Source organism: Massilia agrisoli, from assembly GCF_020831365.1.
Lineage (GTDB): Bacteria > Pseudomonadota > Gammaproteobacteria > Burkholderiales > Burkholderiaceae_D > Telluria_A > Telluria_A agrisoli.
In genome coordinates, this window is the sequence record NZ_JAJHPV010000013.1 from 1,134,883 (window position 1) to 1,157,747 (window position 22,865).

21 protein-coding genes are annotated in these 22,865 nt (G+C 66.3%); 11 read left to right on the top strand and 10 right to left on the bottom strand.

The features are described 5' to 3' along the window. Positions 1-189: 189 nt before the first annotated feature. Positions 190-2,112, bottom strand: a complete 1,923-nt coding sequence (locus LMJ30_RS21780; RefSeq protein ID WP_307729308.1) for a methyl-accepting chemotaxis protein — start codon at positions 2,110-2,112, stop codon at positions 190-192. Between the two features lie 109 nt (positions 2,113-2,221). Between LMJ30_RS21780 and LMJ30_RS14245 the strand changes: the two genes are divergently transcribed. The 8 genes from LMJ30_RS14245 (at position 2,222) to LMJ30_RS14285 (ending at position 10,490) form a co-directional block, all read left to right on the top strand. Next, positions 2,222-2,887: a response regulator transcription factor gene (locus tag LMJ30_RS14245; protein ID WP_229432972.1), complete on the top strand. Its 666-nt coding sequence runs from the start codon at positions 2,222-2,224 to the stop codon at positions 2,885-2,887. Then, positions 2,884-4,224, top strand: coding sequence for a sensor histidine kinase (locus LMJ30_RS14250; RefSeq protein ID WP_229432973.1), 1,341 nt, complete (start codon positions 2,884-2,886; stop codon positions 4,222-4,224). Before LMJ30_RS14245 ends, LMJ30_RS14250 begins: the two co-directional genes overlap by 4 nt. Before the next feature lie 89 nt (positions 4,225-4,313). Continuing rightward, the gene (locus LMJ30_RS14255) at positions 4,314-4,901 is read left to right on the top strand and encodes a GspH/FimT family pseudopilin (RefSeq protein WP_229432974.1); all 588 of its coding nucleotides are present in this window, start codon (positions 4,314-4,316) and stop codon (positions 4,899-4,901) included. A gap of 11 nt (positions 4,902-4,912) precedes the next feature. Then, positions 4,913-5,359, top strand: a complete 447-nt coding sequence (pilV, locus tag LMJ30_RS14260) for a type IV pilus modification protein PilV (RefSeq protein WP_229432975.1) — start codon at positions 4,913-4,915, stop codon at positions 5,357-5,359. After that, a complete protein-coding gene (locus LMJ30_RS14265) occupies positions 5,356-6,165 on the top strand; it encodes a PilW family protein (RefSeq protein WP_229432976.1) in 810 nt (269 codons plus the stop codon). Before pilV (LMJ30_RS14260) ends, LMJ30_RS14265 begins: the two co-directional genes overlap by 4 nt. Then, positions 6,156-6,713, top strand: a complete 558-nt coding sequence (locus tag LMJ30_RS14270) for a pilus assembly PilX family protein (protein WP_229432977.1) — start codon at positions 6,156-6,158, stop codon at positions 6,711-6,713. Before LMJ30_RS14265 ends, LMJ30_RS14270 begins: the two co-directional genes overlap by 10 nt. 7 nt (positions 6,714-6,720) lie before the next feature. Then, positions 6,721-10,089: a pilus assembly protein gene (locus LMJ30_RS14275; RefSeq protein WP_229432978.1), complete on the top strand. Its 3,369-nt coding sequence runs from the start codon at positions 6,721-6,723 to the stop codon at positions 10,087-10,089. Then, positions 10,086-10,490 carry a type IV pilin protein gene (locus LMJ30_RS14285; RefSeq protein WP_307729309.1) on the top strand — a complete coding sequence of 135 codons (405 nt, stop codon included), beginning with the start codon at positions 10,086-10,088 and terminating at the stop codon, positions 10,488-10,490. Before LMJ30_RS14275 ends, LMJ30_RS14285 begins: the two co-directional genes overlap by 4 nt. Positions 10,491-10,501: 11 nt before the next feature. Here the strand turns inward: LMJ30_RS14285 and LMJ30_RS14290 are convergent, their stop codons facing one another. The 6 genes from LMJ30_RS14290 to LMJ30_RS14315 are packed head-to-tail and all read right to left on the bottom strand — an operon-like array spanning position 10,502 to position 16,945. Beyond that, entirely contained in the window at positions 10,502-13,879 is a 3,378-nt protein-coding gene (locus LMJ30_RS14290) for a pilus assembly protein (protein WP_229432979.1), read from the bottom strand. 11 nt (positions 13,880-13,890) lie between these two features. Continuing rightward, positions 13,891-14,457: a PilX N-terminal domain-containing pilus assembly protein gene (locus LMJ30_RS14295; RefSeq protein WP_229432980.1), complete on the bottom strand. Its 567-nt coding sequence runs from the start codon at positions 14,455-14,457 to the stop codon at positions 13,891-13,893. After that, positions 14,454-15,503 carry a PilW family protein gene (locus LMJ30_RS14300; RefSeq protein WP_229432981.1) on the bottom strand — a complete coding sequence of 350 codons (1,050 nt, stop codon included), beginning with the start codon at positions 15,501-15,503 and terminating at the stop codon, positions 14,454-14,456. The genes LMJ30_RS14295 and LMJ30_RS14300 overlap by 4 nt, the downstream gene beginning before the upstream one ends. 14 nt (positions 15,504-15,517) lie before the next feature. Next, positions 15,518-16,105 carry a type IV pilus modification protein PilV gene (pilV, locus tag LMJ30_RS14305; protein WP_229432982.1) on the bottom strand — a complete coding sequence of 196 codons (588 nt, stop codon included), beginning with the start codon at positions 16,103-16,105 and terminating at the stop codon, positions 15,518-15,520. 1 nt (position 16,106) lies between these two features. After that, a complete protein-coding gene (locus LMJ30_RS14310; RefSeq protein WP_229432983.1) occupies positions 16,107-16,568 on the bottom strand; it encodes a GspH/FimT family pseudopilin in 462 nt (153 codons plus the stop codon). Further along, on the bottom strand, positions 16,562-16,945 hold the full coding sequence (locus LMJ30_RS14315) for a type IV pilin protein (protein ID WP_307729310.1): 384 nt from the start codon (positions 16,943-16,945) through the stop codon (positions 16,562-16,564). The genes LMJ30_RS14310 and LMJ30_RS14315 overlap by 7 nt, the downstream gene beginning before the upstream one ends. Before the next feature lie 173 nt (positions 16,946-17,118). Between LMJ30_RS14315 and LMJ30_RS14325 the strand changes: the two genes are divergently transcribed. Then, entirely contained in the window at positions 17,119-18,771 is a 1,653-nt protein-coding gene (locus LMJ30_RS14325; RefSeq protein WP_229432984.1) for a peptide chain release factor 3, read from the top strand. A gap of 42 nt (positions 18,772-18,813) precedes the next feature. Here the strand turns inward: LMJ30_RS14325 and LMJ30_RS14330 are convergent, their stop codons facing one another. Both LMJ30_RS14330 and LMJ30_RS14335 read right to left on the bottom strand, forming a co-directional pair. Next, positions 18,814-19,560: a M48 family metalloprotease gene (locus LMJ30_RS14330; RefSeq protein WP_229432985.1), complete on the bottom strand. Its 747-nt coding sequence runs from the start codon at positions 19,558-19,560 to the stop codon at positions 18,814-18,816. 105 nt (positions 19,561-19,665) lie between these two features. Continuing rightward, entirely contained in the window at positions 19,666-19,821 is a 156-nt protein-coding gene (locus tag LMJ30_RS14335; protein WP_371873007.1) for a cupin domain-containing protein, read from the bottom strand. A gap of 170 nt (positions 19,822-19,991) precedes the next feature. On the opposite strand from LMJ30_RS14335, the gene LMJ30_RS14340 reads away from it, so the two are divergent. Further along, positions 19,992-21,590: a methyl-accepting chemotaxis protein gene (locus tag LMJ30_RS14340; protein WP_229432986.1), complete on the top strand. Its 1,599-nt coding sequence runs from the start codon at positions 19,992-19,994 to the stop codon at positions 21,588-21,590. Positions 21,591-21,593: 3 nt separating this feature from the next. Further along, positions 21,594-22,091: an REP-associated tyrosine transposase gene (locus tag LMJ30_RS14345; protein ID WP_443094042.1), complete on the top strand. Its 498-nt coding sequence runs from the start codon at positions 21,594-21,596 to the stop codon at positions 22,089-22,091. A gap of 89 nt (positions 22,092-22,180) precedes the next feature. Here the strand turns inward: LMJ30_RS14345 and LMJ30_RS14350 are convergent. Continuing rightward, positions 22,181-22,865: integrase core domain-containing protein (locus tag LMJ30_RS14350; protein WP_229432988.1), on the bottom strand; the 685-nt coding region annotated here is incomplete at its 5' end.

Genomic DNA, 22,865 nt, shown 5'->3' on the forward strand with positions numbered 1-22,865 from the left:
CAGGACGATCCCGCCGTGACTACCTGGCGAATCGCGATGTGTGAACATTAAGGCTTCCGTCTGTTGGCGAACATAAGATTAGCAGTCGCACCAATGTAGGCTGTATGCATAATGTTTTGTCGTCCTAGTCCTACTGGAGAGGATTGAAGAAATTGCCACTTTTATAGGCAAAATGACAGCAAATTTGTTTCAATTGAGCAACGCAGGGACCGGACGAGTGCGTTCGAGGGTGAAGATGCTGACCGCCCGCGTTAATTCATCCGTTTCCACGTGTAGGAGTTCCGAGCCGTTGCGGGCGTGCTCGACCAGTTCGCCGTTACGCCGGGTCATCGCATCGATCCGCGCGATGGCGTCTTCCAGCTGGACCAGTTCAGACGCCTGCAGCTGCCCGGCCTCGTCCATCTCGCCTATCAGGTGCTCGACCTGGCCTACCGCGCCGGCGAGTTCGCCGATCGTCGCGCCCGCAGCGGCCACCAGGGCGTTGCCGGTGTCCACGGTGGACACCGAGCTGCCGATCAGCTGCTTGATTTCGCGCGCCGCCGCCGCCGAGCGCTGCGCCAGGTTGCGCACCTCGGTCGCCACGACCGCAAAGCCGCGCCCCTGTTCGCCCGCGCGCGCCGCTTCCACCGCCGCGTTGAGGGCCAGGATATTGGTCTGGAAGGCGATGCCGTCGATGACCCCGGTAATGTCGGAAATCTTGCTGGAACTGGCGCGAATCGAGGCCATCGTGTCGACCACCTCGCCGACTGCGCGCACGCCGCGCGCCGCAACCCCGGCCGCCGCGCCCACCAGTGCGCGCCCCGAGGCGGCGTGCGCGGCGGTGCGCTTGACGCTGGCGCTGAGCGCGCCCATCGAGCCCACCGTTTCGGACAAGGCATCGACCTGCGCCTCGGTATGCCCCGACAACTCGGCATTGCCGTGCGCCAGCGCTTCGGTTGCCTCGCCGATGGTGGCGGCGCCGGCGCGGATATCGGTCACCAGGGCCGCCAGCGCCGAGGCCATGCGGCCAAAGGCGTTGACCAGTTCTCCGATCTCGTCATTGGCGTGCGAACGCATGCGCACTGTCAGGTCGCCTTCGGCGGCGCGCTGGACGGCATGGTTCAGGTAGGCGATGTCGCGCGAGAACGAGATGTAGAAGCCGGCAAACAGCCACGCCGCCACCAACAGCGCGACAACGATGGCGCCCAGCACCAGGTTGCGGTGCAGCGCCTCGCGCGCGGCGCGCGCGGCCAGGATCTGGTCCAGTTCACTCATTGCCGCCGCGCCCAATGCGTGCAGGCGCGCGGCCGCGGCGTTGCCCGCCGCCAAATACTGGCTGCCGGAAGTCTGGTTGTACGAGTTGGTCACCTCGTCGCGGGTGCGGTCGAGGAAGGCGAGGGCGCCGCGCAGCGCCGGATCGGCGCCCAGCTTGCCCATGCCGCCAGTGGCCCGTTCCAGCCCGTGCCGCGCCACCATCGCGGTGGCGTTGATCAACTGGTCCTCATTGGCCTCGAACAGCCCGGTGTCGATATAGGCCGAGCCGCGCGCCGCGATCATGGACAGGCTCTCGGCCAGTTCGGGCAGCGTGTGCACCGATGCGCCGATCAGCAGGTCGCTGTCGGCGACCGGGTCCAGGCTGAGCCCGGACCGGTCGGCCACGCTGACCGCCAGCCTGCGCAGCGCGCCCAGCACGGCCGTATGGCGGGCCATGCTTTCCTTCGCAGTGGCGCCGGGCTGGGCAGCGGCCAGCGCGGCCCACGCCGCGCGCACGTCATTCCAGCCGGCCAGGCCCGACAGCGCCCCGGCATCTTTCTGGTGGGCGTCAAGGGCGGCGATGCGTTGCCCGATTGCCTTCCCCAGGGCGCCGTCCGTAGCGCTCGCGCGGGTCGACAGCCGCAGGTGTTCGGCGCCGCGGTGCTGCTGCACCAGCCGGGCGATCTCGTGGACCTGCGAGATATAGGCGCCGCCCGCGCGCTCGGCCTGGCTGGCGGCGATGGATTTTTGCAGCTCCGCCAGCAGCATGGCGCTGACCAGCACCAGCGGCACCAGCACCACGTGGCAGACCAGGACGAATTTGGGTAACAGGCGCATGCGCTGCATCAGCGCGACGGCAGGGCGAAACAGGAAGGTCATCGATGGGTCCAAGCTACATTAGTTGTCATAACGAAATAATGCAGATCGATTGTGACTGGATGATGAATTGCAGCATAATGTCCACACCCCAACACACCGATGTCTCCGCATGCATGTTCTCCTGGTTGAAGACGACTCCGTACTGGCCGATGGCCTGTCGCGCATCCTGCAGGGCCATGGCATGCTGGTGGAGGTGGTGGGCGACGGCCTGCAAGCCGACCAGGCGCTGCAGCGCGGCCAGTTTGCGGTAGCGGTGCTCGACATCGGCCTGCCCGGCATCGACGGCTTCGAAGTGGTGCGGCGCCTGCGCGCGCGCGGCAGCGCCACCCCGGTGCTGCTGCTGACGGCGCGCGACGCCGTCGAGGACCGGGTGCGCGGCCTCGAGACCGGCGCCGACGACTACCTGGTCAAACCCTTCGCCACCGCCGAACTGGTGGCGCGCATCCGCGCGCTGGCGCGCCGCAATACCCCCGCGCCCACCGTGCTGGCCCTCGGCCAGCTCAGCCTCGACACTTCGGCGCGCCGCGCCCGCATCGGCGAGCGGCCGCTCGAGCTGTCGGTGCGCGAATGGGCGGTACTCGAATACCTGCTCCAGCATGCCTCGCGCGTGGTGTCCAAGCAGCAGATCATCGACGCCATCCTGCCGTGGGGTGACGACCTGACCCTGAATGCGGTCGAGGTCTATGTGTCGCGGTTGCGCCTTAAGCTGCTTGACGCCGGCATCGCGATCCGCACCATCCGCGGCTTCGGCTACATGCTCGAACCGGCTGCATGAACAGCATCCGCCTTCGGCTGCTGAAATGGCTGATCGGCCCTATCCTGGTGGTGAACCTGGCCGGCGCCGCGCTCACCTACCTGCTGGCCTGGACCCCGGCCCAGCTGGCGTTCGACCAGGGCCTGGCCGACGCGGCGCACGCGCTGGCCGCGCGGGTGCGCCAGGGCCCGCAAGGCCCGGTCCTCGATTTTCCCGCGCAGGCCGAACAGCTGCTGCGCGCCGACCGCGCCGACGCCACCTACTTCGCGGTGCGCCGTAGCGACGGCGCGCTGATCGCCGGCGACGCCGCTTTCGCCGCTCCGGGCGCGGCGGGCGTGCACGATGGGGTGATGGGCGGCGAGCCGGTGCGCGTTGCCAGCACCACCGTGCGCGCGGGCAGGGAGACCGTCCAGGTTGCGGTCGCCAAGACCCTGCGCAAGCGTGGCCAGATCCGCTCGGCGGCCATCCGCGCACTGGTGCTGGTCGAAGGCCTGTTCACGCTCGCGCTGGTCGGCCTGATCTGGTTCTCGGTCACCAGCGGCCTGCTGCCGCTGTCGCGCATGCGCGCCAACCTGAACGCGCGCGACGGCGCCGACCTGGAGCCGATCGCCGACGAAGGCGTGCCCTACGAATTGTCGCCGGTGGTGTCTGCCTTTAACGACCTGCTCGGCAAGGTGGAGGCCGGGGCGCGGGCGCAGCATGACTTCCTGGCCAACGTCGCCCACCAGCTGCGCACGCCCTTGGCCGGCATGAAACTGCAGCTGGAATGGCTTGGCCAGCGCCACGCCGGCGACGCCGACAGCGTGCGCTCGGTCGGCCTGATGCTGCAGTCGAACGAGCGCATGATCCGCCAGACCAACCAGCTGCTGGCACTGGCGCGCGCGGAACCAAGCCGCTTCGAAAAGGCGCGCCTCGAACCGATCGACTTGTCGCAACTGGTGGCCGAGGTGGTCCAGTACTTTGTCGAGGAAGCAGCCAAGAAGCAGATCGACATCGGCTTCGACCTGCAGCCGGCCCTGGTGGCGGGCGACAGCTTCCTGCTGCGCGACCTGGTCGACAACCTGGTCGACAACGCCGTGCGCTATACGCCGGTCGGCGGGACCGTGACGGTGCGCTGCCTGCGCGGGCCCGACGGCGGCGGCGTGCTGGAGGTCGAGGATTCCGGCCCGGGCATCCCCGCGCACCAGCGCGCACTGGTGTTCCAGCGCTTCATGCGACTCGACGACAGCATTCCCGGCAGTGGCCTGGGCCTGGCCATCGTGCGCGACATCGCCCAGGCCCACGGCGCGCGCATCGAGCTGGCCGACGGAGCTGGCGGCGCCGGCGTCGTCGTGGCGGTGCGCTTCGCGCCGGTCTAGATGTTTCTCTCGGAAAATAGTTTTGACGCAAATGCTTTTGTCTTCTTATAATCAAACTTCGCGCCTTTTTCGATGGCGATGGGAAGACGATGCATACATATGCCACGCACCACAGCCTGCCTGGCAGCAGCGACGGCTTTAGCCTGTCGGAATTACTAGCGACGGTCGCCATCGTCGCGATCGTGACCACGGTCGGCCTGCCCATGCTGCGCGGCTTCATCGATGATGCGGCGGTGTCCAGCGCCGCCGACCGGATGCTCGCCTCCCTCAACTACACCCGCTCCGAAGCGGTCAAGCGCAATACCCGCGTCACCATGTGCCGCAGCGCCGGCGGCGCCGGTTGCGACGCCGCCAGCGCGGCCGGCGACTGGCGCGGCGGCTGGATCATCTTTGTCGATGGCGGCGACGCCGGCGCCTATGATGACGGCGACGAGATCCTGCGCGTGGAAGGCGAGCTCTCCGGCAGCGCCATGCTGCTGGGGACCGGGGCGGTGGCCGACTACGTCTCGTACGCCAGCACCGGCCAGGCCCGGCTGGCCGATGGCAGCGGCCAGGCCGGCGTGATTGCCGCCTGCGTGGCGTCGCCCGGCATCCGCCGCCGCAAGATCGCCCTGACCGCCGGTACCGGCTGGGTCGGGGTGGACATCGTGGCCGGCTCGGCCGACTGCACCAGCTGACAGGAGCGCGGATGACACGGCAAAACGGCTTTTCCCTCGTCGAAGTACTGGTCACGATGCTGGTCGTGAGTATCGGGCTGCTTGGCATCGCGGGCCTGATCGCCACCAGCATGAAGAACAACCACAGCGCCCAGTCGCGCAGCCAGGCCAGCGTGCTGGCCAACGACATCATTGACCGCATGCGCGCCAACCGCAGCGTCGCCGAACTGGCGCCGTCGCCTTATGCGCTGGCGTTGGGCGCGGCAGCGGACCCGGCAGCGGGTGTGGCCGGCGCCGACCTGGCCGAATGGCTGGCCGCGGTGGCGGCGGGAGTGCCATCGGGGCAGGGGGCGGTGGCGTTTGACCCCGCCACCAGGAACGTCACGGTGACGGTGCAGTGGAGCGACAAGCGCGCCAGCGGCGACGGTGCCACCGTCGGGTTGCCGGCCCAGCAGCTGGTGGTGGAGACGCGCCTTTGACGCCGCGCCTGGGTCTGGGTGGCCAGCGCGGCCTCGGGCTGGTCGAAGTGCTGGTGGCGATGGCGCTCGGCCTGGTGATCCTGGGAGCGGTCGGCTACCTGTTCGTCGGCAGCAGGGAGATGAATCGCACCCAATCAGACCAGGCGCGCATGCAGGAGAGCGCGCGCAATGCGATGGACGTGCTGGGCAAGGCGCTGCGCCAGGCCGGCTACAAGCTCAATGTCGACCAGCCGCTCGTGGACGACGCCATTGGCGGCGTTGACGGAGGCGGCAGCGGCGCCGCGGCGCCCGCCGATTCGCTGGTGGTGCGCCACGACCCGGCGTGGGTGCCTGATACCGCGGTGCCGCCCAACCCCCTGCTGGGACGGGAAAGCAATTGCGAAGGCGTCACCGTGGTCTCGGACAACCTGCCCGACGCCGTGACCGGGGCCCCGCCGGTCAATGTCAATATGGTCGAATATGGTTTCGTGGTCGAGGGCGGCAAGCTGCTATGCCGCGCCGATCCGGCCGCGGCCGCGGGCGGCGTGGTGGTAGCCGACAACGTCGAGAACATGCAGGTCACCTACGGGATCGGCAATGGGGGCGAAGCCATCCTGCGCTACACCGATGCCCCGCAACCGCATGAATTCGCGCGCGTCGCCGCCGTGCGCGTCAGCCTGCTGATCCGCGGGCCGAGCCCGAACATCGTCACCGGAACCGGCCAGGCCTACACGTTCAATGGCGCCAGCGCCACCAGCAGCGACGGCCACTTGCGGCGCGTCGTCACCTCGACTTTCACCGTGCGCAACCAGACCCGATGGAAATAACCCGCCGCCACGCCCGCCTGCGCCAGCGCCAGCGCGGCGCCATCCTGGTCACCGCGCTGATTTTCCTGGTCGTGCTGACCATGTTCGTGCTCGCCATGGTGCGCAGCGGGACCCTTGAAGAACGCATGGCGCGCAATGCGCGCGACCAGCAGGTGGCGCTGCAGTCGGCCGAAGCGGTGCTGCGCGACGCCGAGGCTACCCTGTTCACCGGCCCGCCGTTCGACCCCTACGATCCAGACCGCTTCACCGCGGACTGCGAAGATGGCCTGTGCCGCGAGCCCAATGCCGCCAGCAACTGGCGTGAGATCGACTGGAGCTCGGCAACGCTGACGCGCACCTTTGCCAGCGAAGCCAGCCAGATCGGCGCGCTGGACGAGCAGCCGCGTTACATCGTCGAAATCGTCAGCCCGCCGTACCGCACAACCAGCGCCGGCCAGTGCGAGCACGGGCTGGCGCGCATCACCGCGCGCGGCCAGGGCAACGGCGGCGCCGCGGCCTTCGTCCAGTCAACCGTGCGCTTCCGCGTCTTCACCAACATTTGCGACTGAGGTGGCCATGAAATTCAAACTGGTGACGGCGGCTGGCCTGGCCGTGCTGGCGGCGGCGGCTGCGCTGCTGGCAGGGGCCGCGGGCGTATTCAACCCCGACGGCCAGCCGGTCGGCTACGTCGGCCAGCCGGCCGTCTCCAGCGCCAATGTCGCCACTGGCGAAGCGCGCATGTACTCGATCGACTACAGCGCGCGCAACTGGACTGGCAACGTGCATGCCTACCCGGTCAGCGCGGCGGGCGCGGTCGGCACAGTCGACGAGTGGGGGACGGGCGGCGCCGCCGCCAAGATCAGGGCGCAGGCCGCTGCGGACACGCGTTACATCGTCACGATCCGCGATGGCGCCGGGATCCCGTTCCGATGGGCCGACCTGTCGCAGGGCGCGGGCGGCCAGCGCGAAGCGCTTGACGCCGCCTCGGTTGGCGCCTCCAGTTCGGCACTGCTCGACTACATCCGTGGCAGCAACGCCAACGAGGGCACGGCGGCAGGGCAGTTCCGCAGCCGCGCGGGCGTCCTTGGCGACATCATCCACTCCACGCCGGCGTACTGGAACGACGGTGTCAACGAGACTGTTTTCATCGGCGCCAACGATGGCATGCTGCATGCGCTGAACGCGCAGGATGGCAGCGAGCGCTTCGCCTACGTGCCGCAGGTGCTGCTGCCGAAGCTGGCCATGCTGGCGAACCAGGGCTATAGCCACAAATACTACGTCGATGGCCGCATGGATGTCCGCAAGATGGGCGCGCAGACGATCCTGGCGGGCACGCTCGGCGGCGGCGGCAAGGCCATGTTCGCACTCGATGTCACCAATGCCAACGCCACCTCGGAAGCGAATGCCGCCGCCAAGGTGCTGTGGGAAGTGACCAATGAGTCGGCCGGCTTTGCCGACCTGGGCGACACCTACGGCGCCCCGACCCTGGCCACGCTGCCCGACGGCACCCACGCCCTGGTCATCGGCAATGGCTACAACAATACCGGCAGCGGCCACGCGGTGCTCTACCTGGTCAATGCGCGCACCGGCGCGCTGATCAGGGCAATGGACACCGGCGAGGGCAGCGAGGACGCGCCCAACGGCCTGTCGTCGCCGTCCTTGTGGGACCTGAACGGCGATGGCCGCAAGGACACCGCCTACGCCGGCGATATTAACGGCAACCTGTGGAAGTTCAGCCTGGCGGCGCCGTACACGGCGCCGGCGCGCGTGCTGCACACTAACAACCAGGGTGCCGGCCAAGCCATCACGATGGCCCCAGGACTGATGCGCCACCCGCTGGGCGGCGTGATGGTCGCTTTTGTGACCGGCCGCATGCTCGCCCGCGAGGACGCCGCCGACACCAGTTCCAACTACGCCTACGGGATCTGGGATGGCAAGCCGTCGTCCAACACGGCGCTGCTTGAACAAACGCTGACCGAGGCCAGCTATGTTGGCGGCGGCAACGCGACGCGGGTTCGCATCGCAACCCGTAACGCGCCCAACTGGCGCGCCGGCGGCCACGCCGGCTGGCGGGTTCGCCTGCCTGTCGGCGGCGAGCGCGTGGTTGGCGACGGCGCCTTCGTCACTGGCGACATCTTCCAGTTCTTCAGCACCAACCCGGCCATCGCCGCCAGTTCCATTCCGCCTGGCGAGAACTGGTGGATGCAGCTCAACGCCCTGACCGGCGGCGACGCCGGCGCCACTTTGTTCGACCTCGATGGCGACAACCAGTTCACCTCCGGCGACAAGGTCGGCGACGACGATCCGGTCGGCCGCTACATGGGGGGCGGGGTGCGCTCGCAGCTGATTTCGCTGTCGGCCGACGGGGTCGACGTGTACCAGTCGAACTACGACCGCAATAGCGCGCCGGCGGCGGAAACGGTCAACACCACCACCACGACGGTGGACGGCCAGCGTGGCGTCTCGGGCGGCCACTTCGATACGGACTTCATTTGCTACCGAAACTGCGGCGCGGCCACCTCGCTCTACCGCACCATCTACGCCGGCGGCGGCGTCTACTCGGTCGGACGCGAAAACGGCGGCGACACCGACGGCCTGAATTATGTACACGTGCACGAGTACGACGACATCTACGACCGCATCGGCATCGACACGCTCCGCCCGAGCCAGGACTTCCAGCGCGTGCACCGTGCCAGGGCCAGCGCCGTCATCACGCACGCCCCTAACACGCCCAACTTCGAGGACCGCGAAGCATTCCCGGCCGCCGGCGTGACCCTGGTTTCGACGTCCACCGACACCGGCATGTCGGCCCGCAGCGTACCGCGCGCCAGCTACAACTACCAGCACACGGTGCCGGTCCCGCTCGAAGGCTTCCCGGCATCCGAGAGCGACGACAACGCCGCCAGGAAGATCAGCAAGACCCGCTACACCACCACCCTGGCCATCGGCGAGGCGGTCGATGTCGGTGCGCGCCGCAATAACCGCTACCCGTATTCGTGGCGCACCACCGTGCGCAAATGGGACACTGTCATCACGACGGTGGAGACGGTGCCCAACTTCCGCTTCAAGGTGCTGGTGTCGAACCAGGCCTATTCGCCCGCGGTCACACTGCGCATCGGCGGCGCCGAGAACGCCTCCGCTGCCAACGCGGCCTACGACGGCCCGGTGTTTAACTTCCAGACTACGGCTGGCCTCACGGCGGCCTCGCTGGCCAGCTACCGCATCGGCTCGGTGAGGGACCTCGAACTGGCAATGCCGCTCGACGCCTTCAACATCAAGAACTGGGGAACCGGCGTGACCCGGACCGGCCTGCATCCGATCCGGCCGCAATGCGCCGGCGTGGCTGTCGAGCGCCCCACGCCAGGCCCCCTCGGTGAATGGCGCAATGGCGCGCTGACCGTACAGGTGGTGGACGCCAGCGTGACTGACGCCGAGATCCAGATGAATGTGAGCGGGCGCCCTGAACTGGGATACCGCCTGAAACCGGGCGCGCTGAAGGCGAAGCTGGTGGCCGAATACCTGATCTACTGGCACCACCCGAACAACAAGTGCATGGCCGATACCGGCTGGACCAAAACGCCGCCGCAGGACGACGGCGAATCGGACGCGCTGCCTGGCGTATGGGCGCCGGGGGAGGACGATCCGAGAGGCGTGTTCCGGGCCGGCTCTGGCGAGAGTGCCAGCGTGGTGCCGCCGCCGCCGCCCACAACGACCGTCACCAATCCGGACGGCAGCACCACCATTACCACGGTGGTGCATACTGCGCTGGCGGGAGGCGGGTACACGGTCACCACGACGGTGCGCACGATACCGCCGCAACTGTCGGGCAGCAGCGGCATCGTCACCGGCGGCGCGGTCGGCAGCGGCGGCGAGATCGATACCGGAGGCATCAACAAGAGCGCGGCCAACCTGGGCCGCATCAACTGGCGGGAACTGCAACGATGAACAAGCACACGCGAAGCGGCGGCTTTGGCCTGATCGAACTGATGGTGGCGCTGGTGGTGGCTGGCATCCTGGCCGCGATCGCGATTCCGTCCTATACCCAGTACGTGCTGCGGTCGCACCGGACCAGTGCCCAGGCGGTACTGGCCGAGACGGCGCAGTTCATGGAACGCTTCTACACGACCAACAATACCTTCGAAGGCGCCGCGCTGCTGACGGCCGTGGTGCCGCGCAATGCAAGCGGGGCCCAGGTGCGCTACAACGTCAGCTTTGCCGAGGGTCCCGATGCGGATGGCTTCGTGCTGCAGGCGGTGCCTGCCAACGCGCAGGAGGCGGACCCCTGCGGCACGCTAACCCTGTCTGGCGCCGGCGCCCAAGGCGCCGCCGCCGCCAGCTGCTGGTAAGGCAGCGTCCCTTAGTCCCCTTTGGTGTAGGTGTAAGCGCGCTTGCGCTTGAGCGTGATGGCCGGGCGCATCGGCTGCGACTCGATCGGCGTGCTGATGCCGCCTTTGTTCTCGCTGTCCTTCTGCACCGCGCCCAGGACCACCGACGCATTCTCGGTTCCCGACCCCAGTCCCACGCTGTTGGCGAACACCGGAGATGGCGGCAGGCCGCCGCCGACGAACACCGATGAGCGCTTGCCGCCGCAAGCGCCAGGCACGCCGATGGCGCCCGATGCGTTGAGCAGGTTGACCCAGTAGCCGCGCGCCTCGCCCAGCGTGGTCGAGCAGCTGCTTTCGAGCCCGGTCACCGGGCGGTTGGTGCTGAAGGTCACCATGCCGCCGGCGATCAGCGCCGACGTCACCGTCTGTTCGCCTTTGCCGTTCTGGTTCAGGTCCATGAACCAGCCGGCGATGCCGGAGTTTGGCAGTACTGGCGTGGTCGTGCAGCTGTCGCTGGTGGTGTAGTCGCGCATGACGCTCGCATCGTCCAACGGGGTCACGGTCGGCGTCAGCGTGGTCGCCAGGTTGTCGACATAGACGTAGAAACGGTTGACCACGTTATCGTACGGGTAGTCGGTGCCCAGGGGATGCTCGCGGTCGCCGCTGCCCAGCGCCACGTAGACCTTGTTCTGCGAGTACAGCAGGGCAGGGGCAAACAGGAACTTGCGGTTCTTGGTCGTGTCGGTGGCCGCGACTTTGCGGAACGTCCACTGGTTCGGATAGCGCTGCACCTTGGTGACCGGGCCGTCGATGAAGTCGACCCGGTAGATGCTGCCGCCGGTGTCGGCCGCATACGCGTAATCCGGCGCGCCGTCATTGTTGATGTCGACCATCGCGATGTCGGCCGCGACCGACCGGTCGGTGGCAAACTTGCGCAGCAGGTCGCCGGTATTGGCGTCGAGGATGTAGATGAAGCCGCCCTTGGTGGTGTCGCAAGCAGGTTCGGCGACATTGGCGTCCTCGCACTTGTCGTAGCCGCCGCCCACCACCAGTACCGGCGTGGTGCGGCTGTGGCCGTAGATGAAGGCCGCGCTTGGGGTCGACCAGGTCTGGCCGATGCCGCTCATGTCGGCCGTACAGTCGGTGTCATTGTCCAGGTTCGGGCAGCCGACCCGCCATTTGAAGACGGGCGTGGCCGGATTGGTCACGTCGATACCGTACAACATGCGTCCGCCGCGGCGCATGCTCGGGAAGATCCAGACCTTGGAATTGTCCTTGTTCTGGTACACGCCGATGGAGCCGTCGAAGAAGTAATCCTTCGGTTTCGGCGTGGGCGTGAATCCCGGCGCCATGCCCGGGAAGCTGACGCGGGTGGTGTTGTCGCGGATGCGGGTCAGGCGCGAGAAGAACTCCGGCGCCACGAACGACCAGCGCTCGGCGCCGGTTTCGGCATCGACCGCGTGCAGGGCGCCGTCATTGGCGCCGTAGTACACGGTCACCACGTCGGCCTTGGTCTTGTCGCCGCCCGGCGGCCCATAGTTGATTGGCTGGGGGCGCGAGTGGATCACGTCGCCGTGGATCGACGGCCGCGTGGTACTGGTCTGGCCGTTCTTCTTTTCGTTGTAGACGTCGACGCCGCGGATCCAGTTGACCAGGTTGGCGTCCAGGCCCGAGGTGGCGGCCGTCAGGTCGGCGAAGGCGCCGTCGGACAGGGTCACCATCTTGCGGTTGACTGCCTGGGTGGCGGCAGCCGCGGTACCGGCATTGCCTTCGCGCACGACCTGGGCGGCGCCGCCCTTTTCGACGAACGGGCCGTCATTGATATCCGAGTATTTGCTGATGCCTTCCAGTTCGCAGGCGCTGGCCGGGTCGGGCGAGACGCCCTTGTTCTCCCAGTAGTTGCTGCTGTCGCGCGTCCACCAGCTCCTGGCGCATGGCGTCACGAAGCCGGTCAGCGGATTGACCGCTTCGACGCCCTTGACGTCGGCCAACTTGATGTTGGTGCCGCTGCGGACCAGCTGGTAGCGCTTGAGGTTGCCGAACCAGCGCGGCCGCGACACCGGGTCGGGCCGGAACATGCCGATGAAGACCTGGTTCATGTTCTGCGAGCGGTTGGTGGCGTTGACCGGCAGGCTGGTCGACGCAAAGCTGGAGTTGACGGCCTGGATCTCGATCATGATCTCGCGCAGCGCGTCGACGATGGCCTTTTCGGTCTTGGCGGCGAAGTAGCGGCCGCCGCCGGCATTGGCCATGCTGAGCAGCAGGGCGGTATGCTGGGCGTTGGGCTGCTTGTTGTAGACGTCGATGGTATAGGTCGTCACTTTCGAGCGGGTGCTGGTCGTGCCGGGAACCGGAACGCCCTTGTCGTGCATCATGCGGACCCATTCGTCCGCGTTATACGGCTTGGTGTCCGGGCTGGTCGTGGTCAGCGGCACGTTGGTGATGATGGTATCGGAGCCGAGGATCGAGTATTTGCTGGCGCCGTCCGCGCACGCCGTGGCCGAGTCGTTGGCGGTGATCTCGCCGATCTTGCAGCCGTCGGTGAAGCCGGCGCAGGCCGAGCTCAACGCGGTCAGTTCGCTGGTGGCGGCCACCGCGTCCGCCTTGCTGGCGTAGCAGGCCGAGGTGGTGCCGACGGTCGCCGTGGTGGTGACCGATTTGGTCTCGAAGTTCGGCAGGCCGATCTGTGGCGGCTTGGAGCCGTTCAGCGTCGTCAGGCGCGCCGTATTGTCGGGATTGTCGGCGCTCGGGCCGCTCGCGTTGGGGTTGCCGATGAAGACGACGAAGCTGCGGCCGCAGGTGTTGGCGCTGGTCAGCGGCGACTGGAAGCGGCTGTACGGGGTCGAATAGCCGGTGGCGTCGGCCTTGCTTGCCAGCGTGGCGGCAGGGGAGTAGCTGTTCGCGCCCGCGAAGTAGTTGAACACGTCGAACATCAGGTTGCCGTATGGCGTGTTCGAATTGCGCTTTTCCTTGGGGTCGTTGATGTTGCCGGAAATGGCCTTGAGCTGGACATCGAAACTTGCCACGTTGACCGGGGTCAGGTCGCGGATCGCCGAACGGATAAAGCCGCCATCGTCGTTGGCGTCGCCGCCGGTGACGTACTCCATCAGGCCGACGCTGACTTTCTTGTCGTCAGGATCGGTCTCGTTGTATTTCATGCTATTGATGACCGTGCTGATGGCGTCGACCTCGGATTGGCCCTGCGCCTTGCCGCCCGGCCACTGCTGGCTCTGGCGCGACCAGTTCGACGTGTTGTCGAGCACGATCAGGATGCGCGGATTGATCGTGTTGCCGGCTGATGAGCCGAGGAAAATGTCGATGTCCTCGGCCAGCGCGACCTGCGGCGAGACCAGGCCGACGTTGGCGCACAGCGCGAGGGCCAGCAGTTTGGTACCGGTGGTGCGTTTCATGGCAACCTCTTTTATGTTGGGCAGTTGGTGGCGACGTTGTCTTCAGGCACGCGCACGGCGATCCCCTGGGTGACTTCGACCTGGGCTTCGGTCACGACATCGGTCGCCACCACATTGACATCCCAGATGCTGTTGGCGCAGGTGGAATTGCCGGTATTGGCGCCCTCGGTGCCGAAGGCCTGGCCGGCGCCGATCGAGCATTTCAGGTCCTCCTCGACCGCCAGGTCCAGGTCGGACGTCTTGATCGGCTGGGCCTTCACGCACGCCGGCTGGGGCGTGATGGCAACCGTGACATCGGTGGTGCCGTCGCCGTTGGTGTCGATGCAGCGGCGGTTGTTGCCGCCGCAAGGATTGGCCAGCGCGTTGGACGGGGTCGTGAAGAAGTTCGTGTTGCTGATGGTTTCTTCGATGACCTCGCGCGCCGCCGCCAGCGCTTCGTCGCGCTGCTGCATGTTGCTCACGACCTGGAGGTTCGACTGGTTGAGGTTGAAACTGGTCAGCGCAAGCAGGGTCAGCACGACCAGCATGACCAGGGCCATGACCAGGGTGACGCCTTGTTGTCGGTGCAGCATTTTCATGGCGTTCTCCTTCCGGCGGGGTTAGGCAGCGCGACCTGCGACTGGAATACGTGGCGCTTGTAGCCGTCGCCCTTCGGGCCAACGACGATCTCCGCGCCGTCGGCATCGCGGCCCAGCTTGTACTGCATCGCGTCGGTGTAGCCTTGGGTGACCTCGATATTGCGTGAAAGCAGGCTGAGCTTGACCGACACCACCTGGCGCCAGTTGGCCAGCGCGCAGGCGGCATCGGCGCAGCCAGTGGCCGGGTCGGCGGCGAAGCGGTCGGCGACGCCGTCCGCACTGGTGTCGAGTCCGTATTCGAACTGCAGGTCATCGATGCCGTTCACCAGTGCGACCGTGCTGTAGGCGAGCATTTCGCCATCGGCGCCGAGTTCCGCGCGCTTGAGGGTGGGGATGCCGTCGCCATCGCGGTCGTTGTCGGCGAGGTAGTAGACATGGGTCAGGTAACGGCGGATCGGCGCCGCCGTGGTGCAGTCGCGCCGCAGGCGGTCGAGGGTGTCGGCGGTGACGTCGAGGTCGTAGTAGTCGGCGGTGCTGCCCGAGCCCAGCTGGGTCAGGTTGGCGCACAGCGCGGCCTGGAAGAACGGGCCGCCCGCGGTGAGCGGGTCGCAGCCAGCGGCGCCGGTGATGCAGGTGGCGGTGCGCCGCACCACGATCACATCGGTGTCCGCGCGCAGGCCGGGCAGGCAGTCGTAGGCGCCGGTGGCATTGTCGATGCCCTGCACCGGCAGCGGCAGGGCCGCGCGCACCGCGGCGATGGTCACCGCGCATGGATCTGGCAGCGCGGCGGGGGAATCGAGCACGGTCGGGTCGAATTCGCTGTAGAAGCCGGCGTTGCGCAGGTCGGACGACAGGGTCTGGACCGCGAAGCGGCCGTTCTCGACCTGGCGGTTGGCTTTTTCGATTTCACCCTGGGCGCGGGTGTTGTTGACAAACAGCGTGCTCATGCCGGCCAGGATAAGCAGGCCGATGGTGGCTGCGACCATCAGCTCGGCCAGCGAAAAGCCGCGCTGGGCGCGCAGCGAAGTGGGGCGGAATGATGGCATTGTCTTCTCGCGGTTCATTTGCAATGGGGGACGCCGACGGCGACGCGCAGGCCGATCGCGCGGCGCATGGTGTCGTCGCCGTACTCGCCCTGGCCGCAGGTGCTGGCGGGCGCCTGGGTGGCGTGCAGGCCTTGCCAGGCCACGGTGAGCTGGTAGATGCCGGCCGCGCAGGCGCCTGGGGTGTCGTTGCGCGCCTGTACCTGGGTCACGCAGCCGCGCGCGCCGAGCATGGCGCCCATGCGCGGGCCGTCGGCGCCCTTGAGTTCCGAGGCCCCCTGCAGCGCCGTGCTCCACTCGCATTTATCGCGCGCGCTGCCCGAGGCCAGCGCGGCGCAGTCGCCCGGCTCGTCCTCGGTTCCCAGCGCGGTGGCGGTGACGTACGCGGCGGCTTGCTCGGGGTTGCCGGCCATGCGGGCCTGCAGGTCTTCGAGCAGCACCACGGCCTGGGCGCGCTGGTAGGCTTCGATCGAGCCGACCTGCGCCTTGGCCTGGAAGGCGGCGATGCCAAGCAGGCCGAAGGCCACCACCACGACGGTGACCAGCACCTCGATCAAGGTGGTGCCGCGCTGGCGCGAGGCCAGGGAAGGGGAGATGTTCGTCATGTCAGCACCCGGACGATTTTTGATAAGGGCGGCCGGACAGGTCGACCAGGATGCAGCGGTGCTGTATGGCGCCGCTCACTTCGATGTCGAATTCCGGCGGAGTGGTTCCCTTGACGCGGCCGTTCGGCAGGTAGGTCACGCTGGCCGGCCCGCTAATGGTCGCGCCCTTCACTTCGCCGCGGTCTTCCAGCAGGGTGTCTTCATCCATCGGATGGGCGATCGACCAGCCGGCTTCCCAGCCTTCGCCCGAGGGCGCGAGGGTGACTTCGGCGTTGCGCTTGATGGCTTCGCTGCGGGTGCGCATCAGGGAGGAGAACATGTCGCTGGCGGCGCTCTTGGCGCGCTGCCCGGCGATCAGCTCGGAGAAGGAGGGCGCGGCCACGGTGGCCAGGATCGCCGTGACGGCGACCACCGCCATCAGCTCCGGCATGGTGAAACCGCGCGCGCGCGCTGCCGCTACCATTTGTCCGCCGGCGTCTTGGTGCCGCTCTGGTTGATCGTCAGGACCGAGTCGCTTGCCTGGTTGGTACCCGCTTTAGGCGTCGCCGTGATGATGAAGCCCGGCGGCCCTTCGCTGGCCTCGATGGTGATGTCGTACTTGAGCGAGACCGCCTCCGGCGTGGTCATCGACAGCGCCTCGACCGTGGCGGCATACTCGCGGTTGTCGGCGAAGTACTGCGCCTCGCCCTGCGCCAGCTCCAGCATGTGCGACTGGGCCGCGCTGCGGTTGCCCTTGACCACGTAGTTGCCGTAGGCCGGGTAGGCAACCGACGCAAGGATGCCGATGATCGCCACGACAACCATCAGTTCAATCAGGGTAAAGCCGCGCTGTCGGTTCATGGTGTGCTCTGCAGGTACATTAAGGGAATATGTTGCCCAGTATAAACACTCAAGCTTGCATTTCCCTGAAGTAATCCTGACAAAATGCTGACAATGCCACAGGCAGTTCACACAGGGGAGGCAGGAAACGGTAAAATCGAAGGTTTTTCGCAGAAGCCAAACCGGCTCAGACCATGTCCGACGATATCGCAGCAGCAACACCAGAATCCGGCGCCAGCGCCTCCAAGGCGCCGGCCGTCATTGCGCGCGAAGTGCAGCGCCGCCGCACCTTCGGCATCATCTCCCACCCGGACGCCGGCAAGACCACGCTGACCGAAAAACTGCTGCTGTTCTCGGGCGCGATCCAGATGGCCGGCACGGTCAAGGCGCGCAAGAGCGGCCGCCATGCGACCTCCGACTGGATGGAGATTGAAAAGCAGCGCGGCATCTCGGTGGCGTCGTCGGTGATGCAGTTCGAATTCCGCGACCACGTGATCAACCTGCTCGACACCCCGGGCCACCAGGACTTCTCGGAAGACACCTACCGCGTGCTGACCGCGGTCGACTCGGCGCTGATGGTGATCGACGCGGCCAAGGGCGTCGAAGCGCAGACCATCAAGCTGCTCGACGTCTGCCGCATGCGCAATACGCCGATCGTCACCTTCATGAACAAGCTTGACCGCGAAACCCGCGACCCGCTTGAACTGCTGGATGAACTGGAGTCGGTGCTGAAGATCCAGTGCGCGCCGGTGACCTGGCCTATCGGCATGGGCAAGAACTTCCGCGGCGTGTACCACCTGCTGCGCGACGAGATCATGCTGTTCCGCGCCGGCGAAGAAAAGGCCGACGGCGCCTTCGAGATCGTCAAGGGCATCGACAACCCGCGCCTGGCCGAGATGTTCCCGCTCGAGATTGAACAGCTCAAGACCGAGGTGGAGCTGGTGCACGGCGCCTCGCACCCGTTCGACCTGGAGCAGTTCCTGGCTGGCGTGCAGACGCCGGTGTTCTTCGGCTCCGCGATCAACAACTTCGGCGTGCGCGAGATCCTGTCGGCGCTGGTCGACTGGGCGCCTGCGCCGCGTCCGCGCAATGCCACGGTGCGCGACGTCGCGCCGGAAGAACAGCCGTTCACCGGCTTCGTCTTCAAGATCCAGGCGAACATGGACCCGGCCCACCGCGACCGCATCGCGTTCCTGCGCGTGTGTTCCGGGCGTTTCGAGCGCGGCATGAAGGTCAAGCACCTGCGCCTGGGGCGCGAAATCAAGGTCTCGTCGGTGGTGACCTTCATGGCCTCATCGCGCGAACAGGTCGAGGAAGCCTACGCAGGCGACATCATCGGCCTGCCGAACCACGGCAACATGCAGATCGGCGACAGCTTCTCGGAAGGCGAGATGCTGGTCTTCACCGGCATCCCGTACTTCGCGCCGGACTTCTTCCGTTCGGTACGGATCCGCAACCCGCTCAAGATCAAGCAGCTGCACAAGGGCTTGCAGCAGCTGGGCGAAGAGGGCGCGGTACAGGTGTTCAAGCCGGTGCAGGGCAGCGACATCATCCTTGGCGCGGTCGGTGTGCTGCAGTTCGAGGTGGTGGCCAGCCGCCTGATGAACGAGTATGGCGTCGACGCGGTATTCGAAGGCACCAGCATCAGCAGCGCGCGCTGGGTATCGGGCGACGACAAGCGGGTGCTGGCCGACTTCGAAGCGGCGCTGGGCCACAACGTCGCCTATGACGCGGCAGGCAACCTGGCCTACCTCGCGACCTCCAACGTCAACCTGCGCCTGACGCAGGAACGCTGGCCGAAGCTGACCTTCCACGCAACCCGCGAGCACGCGGCCAAACTGGGCTGATGTAGGTCCGGCTGGCGCCCGCCAGCCGGTGCTGCGCGCAGCTCAAGGCTGCTTCGCCTTGTCCGCCATGCGCCGCGCGCGGCTGGCGGAGTCGGGGTGGCTCGCCATCAGGCTGTTGCCGCCGCCTTTTTCCATCTTCGCCAGCTTGCCGAACGCCGTCGACATCGCGTTGACGTCGTACTGGCGCTTCTTCATGAATTCAAAGCCGTAGTCGTCGGAAGCGGCTTCGTCGGCCTGCGAAAACTGCGCCTTGCCAAAGGCCTTGATGGTCTCGGCATTGGCCGCCACGGCCCTGCCGGCGACGCTGCCGCTGGCGCCGGCCAGCTTGGTGCCGGCCGACAGCAGCAGGGCTTTTTTCATCTGCGCCTTGGCGTGCCCCAGTTTGGCGTGGCCGATCTCGTGGCCGATGACCCCGCGCAGTTCGTCGTCGCTCATGATGTCCATCAGGCCCGCGAAGACGCGGATGCTGCCGTCCGGCGTCGCAAAGGCGTTCACCTCGGGCGACTCGTACACCGCGAAATTGAGGGTTAGCCCGTCCTCGTTCTCCAGCCCCGCCGTCAGCTTCGCCAGGCGCCGCGCATACTTGCTGCCGGCCGCGGCCAGCGGCGCCTGCTGGTCGAGCTGCTCCATCATGTGGCGCGAGCCGTCGATAATGTCCTGGTCGCTCAGCGAGGCCGCTTTGGCAAGGTCCTTGCCCGCGCTGAACAGGTTGCCGAGATCGGTGGCGCTGGCCGTACCGGCCGCGAAAAGGAGCAGTGCGAGCGCTGCGGAACGAGCCGTCGATTGCATGTGATGTCCTCCTTGGTTGATGGTCAAAAGAAACATCGGGAGGATGGCATGGAATGGCATGCCGTTTCACGGCAGTTGGCGCTTTGTTGAGAGCCGTCAACGCCTTCAGGGCGGCGGACTCGCCAGCGGCTTGCCTTTCTCGACCACGTAGACACCCACCAGCCGCAGCACGCCGGTACCCGTATTGCGCGCGTCGTGCACCTTGCCGGCGAGTGCGGCCAGGGCGGCCGCCAGCGCGGTGCGGCGGGATCGCGTAGTCATCAGTGTCCTCTCGTGGCTGCTTGTCCGACCGGCTATCTTACGCCGGTGCGCAGGCATCCGTGCAGCCATGGGCTATTGATCCCGCGCAAACTTTGGCGGGCTGCCCGGAGTACAGTACAAGATGCGCATGGGAAATAAAATGAGAAAGCCTGCGCACCGGGGAGACACCCATGCTGAGCAAATTACGGATCGGCCCGAAGCTGCTGCTGGCGCCTGGCGTGGTGCTGGTGCTGCTCGTGCTGCTGTCGTGCGGCGCCTACTACGCGATGGTGAGGCAAAACCAGTCGCTGGAGATCATCGTCGACCAGCGCGCCGCCAGCATCCGCGCCGCATCCGACCTGGTCTCGTCGGCGCACCAGGCCCACACCGAAATCTACCAGCTGCTCACCTGGCAGTACGCCAGCTTCACGCCGCCGCGCATCAATGCGCTGGCGCGCGACATCCATTCGCGCCATCGCGCCATCGACGGCAAGTTCAGCAAGCTGGCTGCCGGCACGCTGGCCGGCAGCAGCGAGCGCCGCTTCATCGACGAAGCGGCGGCGGCGTACCGCGTGTACGTCAGGGCCGTGCTGGACGTGATCGAGCTGTCGCGCGACGACGGTTCGATCAGCGCCAATGCGATGTCGAAGGCGGAACAGGCCTTTGAAGTGGTCTCGTTGCGGCTCGGTGAACTGCTGCGCATGGAGCAGCAGCTGAGCGAGGCTGCGTCGCAAAGCGCGGCCACCGACTTCCGCAGGATATCGACCCTGATGCCGGTCGTGATCGTGCTGTCGGTCGTGCTGTCGCTGGTGATTACTGTCGCCGTGCGCGGCGCGCTGCTGCAGGAAGTGCGCGACATCGGCCAGGCCGCCACCGACCTGGCGCGTGGCGACCTGACCGTGCGCGAGCGGGTCTACGGGCGCGACGAGATCGCCGAGACATCGCGGGTGCTGGACACCAGCATCCGCAACCTGAACGCGACGCTCAAGACCATCCTCGATTCGGCGCGCTCGATCGATACCGCATCGCGCGAAATCGCGATGGGGAACGCCGACCTCTCTACCCGCACCGAGGTCCAGGCCAGTTCGCTGGAGCAGACCGTGACGTCGGTGGAGCAGCTCACCGAGACGGCCAGCCGAACTGCCAACAACGTCGAACTGGCCAACCGGCTGGCGGAAAACGCATCGTCGGTTGCGCTCAGGGGCGGCAACGTGGTGGAGCGGCTGGTGCTGACGATGGCGTCGATCAAGGAGAGCTCGTGCAAGGTGGCGGAGATTGTCGATGTGATCGACGCCATTTCATCGCAGACCAATATCCTGGCGCTCAATGCCGCGGTGGAGGCGGCGCGCGCGGGCGAGCATGGGCATGGGTTCGCGGTGGTGGCGAGCGAGGTGCGCACCCTGGCGCAGCGCTGCGCGACCGCGGCACATGAGATACGCGAGCTGATTGCGCTGACGGTGGCAGAGATCGATGGCGGCAGTGCGTCGGCGGCGGAGGCGGGGTACAGCATGCAGGATATCGTCAGTTCGGTGCGCCAGGTGGGCGACATCATTCACCAGATCAGCCACGCGAGCGCGCAGCAGGCCGATGGGATTGTTGGGGTGAACGAGGCGATCGTGCAGATGGATGAGATGACGCAGCAGAATTCGGCGCTGGTGGAGCAGGCGGCTGCGGCGGCGGAGAGTTTGCAGGACCAGGCGCACAGTTTGTCGCGGGCGGTGGCGGCGTTCAAGCTCGACGGGGTGGAGCCAAAACGCGCTCACTTGCGGCTGGCGTCGAAGCGGGAGTGAGCTGTGCCGCATTATCGGAGATGCCTGGTGGCGGGGGCGACTTATTTTTTTACCGTGAATTTGGCGGACCGGCGCAGCACTGTGCTGGTTGACCAGGTGGGGGCGCTACGCAATGCGGTGAGGAAGGTGAGGGCGGTGCGGCCGTTTCATGTCGATGCCTGGGTGGTGATGCCGGAGCATATGCATGCGATGTGGACGCTGCCGGAGGGGGATGCGGATTATGCGGGGCGGTGGCGGGCGATTAAGACCGCGTTTTCAAAGTCGATTCCGCAAGGGCGCGGTGTGTGGCAGAAGCGATATTGGGAGCATATGATCCGGGATGATCGGGATTATGCGGCGCATTTCGACTACATCCATCTCAATCCGTACAAGCATGGGCTGGTGCGCAATGTGAGGGATTGGCCGTATTCCTCATTTCATCGGATGGTGGCCGCGGGTGTTTATTCGCCGGATTGGTTGTGCGATGACGTGGATATGAATGTCGGAGAAGCGAAGGGGTAACGAAAAACGGCGGATGACGCTACGCTCTGTATAGCCGGGGGACATGGTGAACACTTGTCGGGAGACATCGTGAACACATGAATGGCATTCTATTCCTCTTTTCTTAGATCGAGAGAACCGAAATTTCGATCGCAAAAATAGAGGTCGATGATGCCGTCTGTTGCGTCGGGCCGGAGCTCAATGTGTTCGCCGATCAGGCCTTCGCCTACTAGGTACTGCTTGTTTTTCCACGAGATCGTGGCGTTCCCTCGGACCTTGCGCACAATGCTTCCCTCGGGATACTCCACGGGTGGAAGCACTTCGGGATAGAGGCGCCCACTGGTGCGGTAGCGTGTCACAGGTGGCCTTTGATCTAATGCTTCGTGCGGGCGAATCAAATTATAGCGATCGCGCCAAAGGTCAAAGGCCAGCTGGCAGTCCTGGATGGAACTGAAGCCGGTTCTGGTGAGCAGTTCGTGTTTGAGTGTTCTATGGAAGCGCTCGTCCTTGCCTTGGGTTTGGGGATGGTATGGCCTACTGTGGCTTGCCTTGATCCCTAGGCGTGTGAGCCAAACATCCATACGAGAGATCGTTCTGTTTCCGCTCGTTCCCCAAGGTGGACCGTTATCGCAGGTTATCCGTATCGGCATCCCGTAGACGCGGAATGTTGCGATCAAGGCTGCTTGGACTGAGACAAAGCGTTCATAAGGACACGCCAGCAAACAAAGCGAAAAGCGGGAGTGGTCGTCCAATATTGTCAATGGATGGCAACGCGTCGAGCCTCCACCAGAGAGC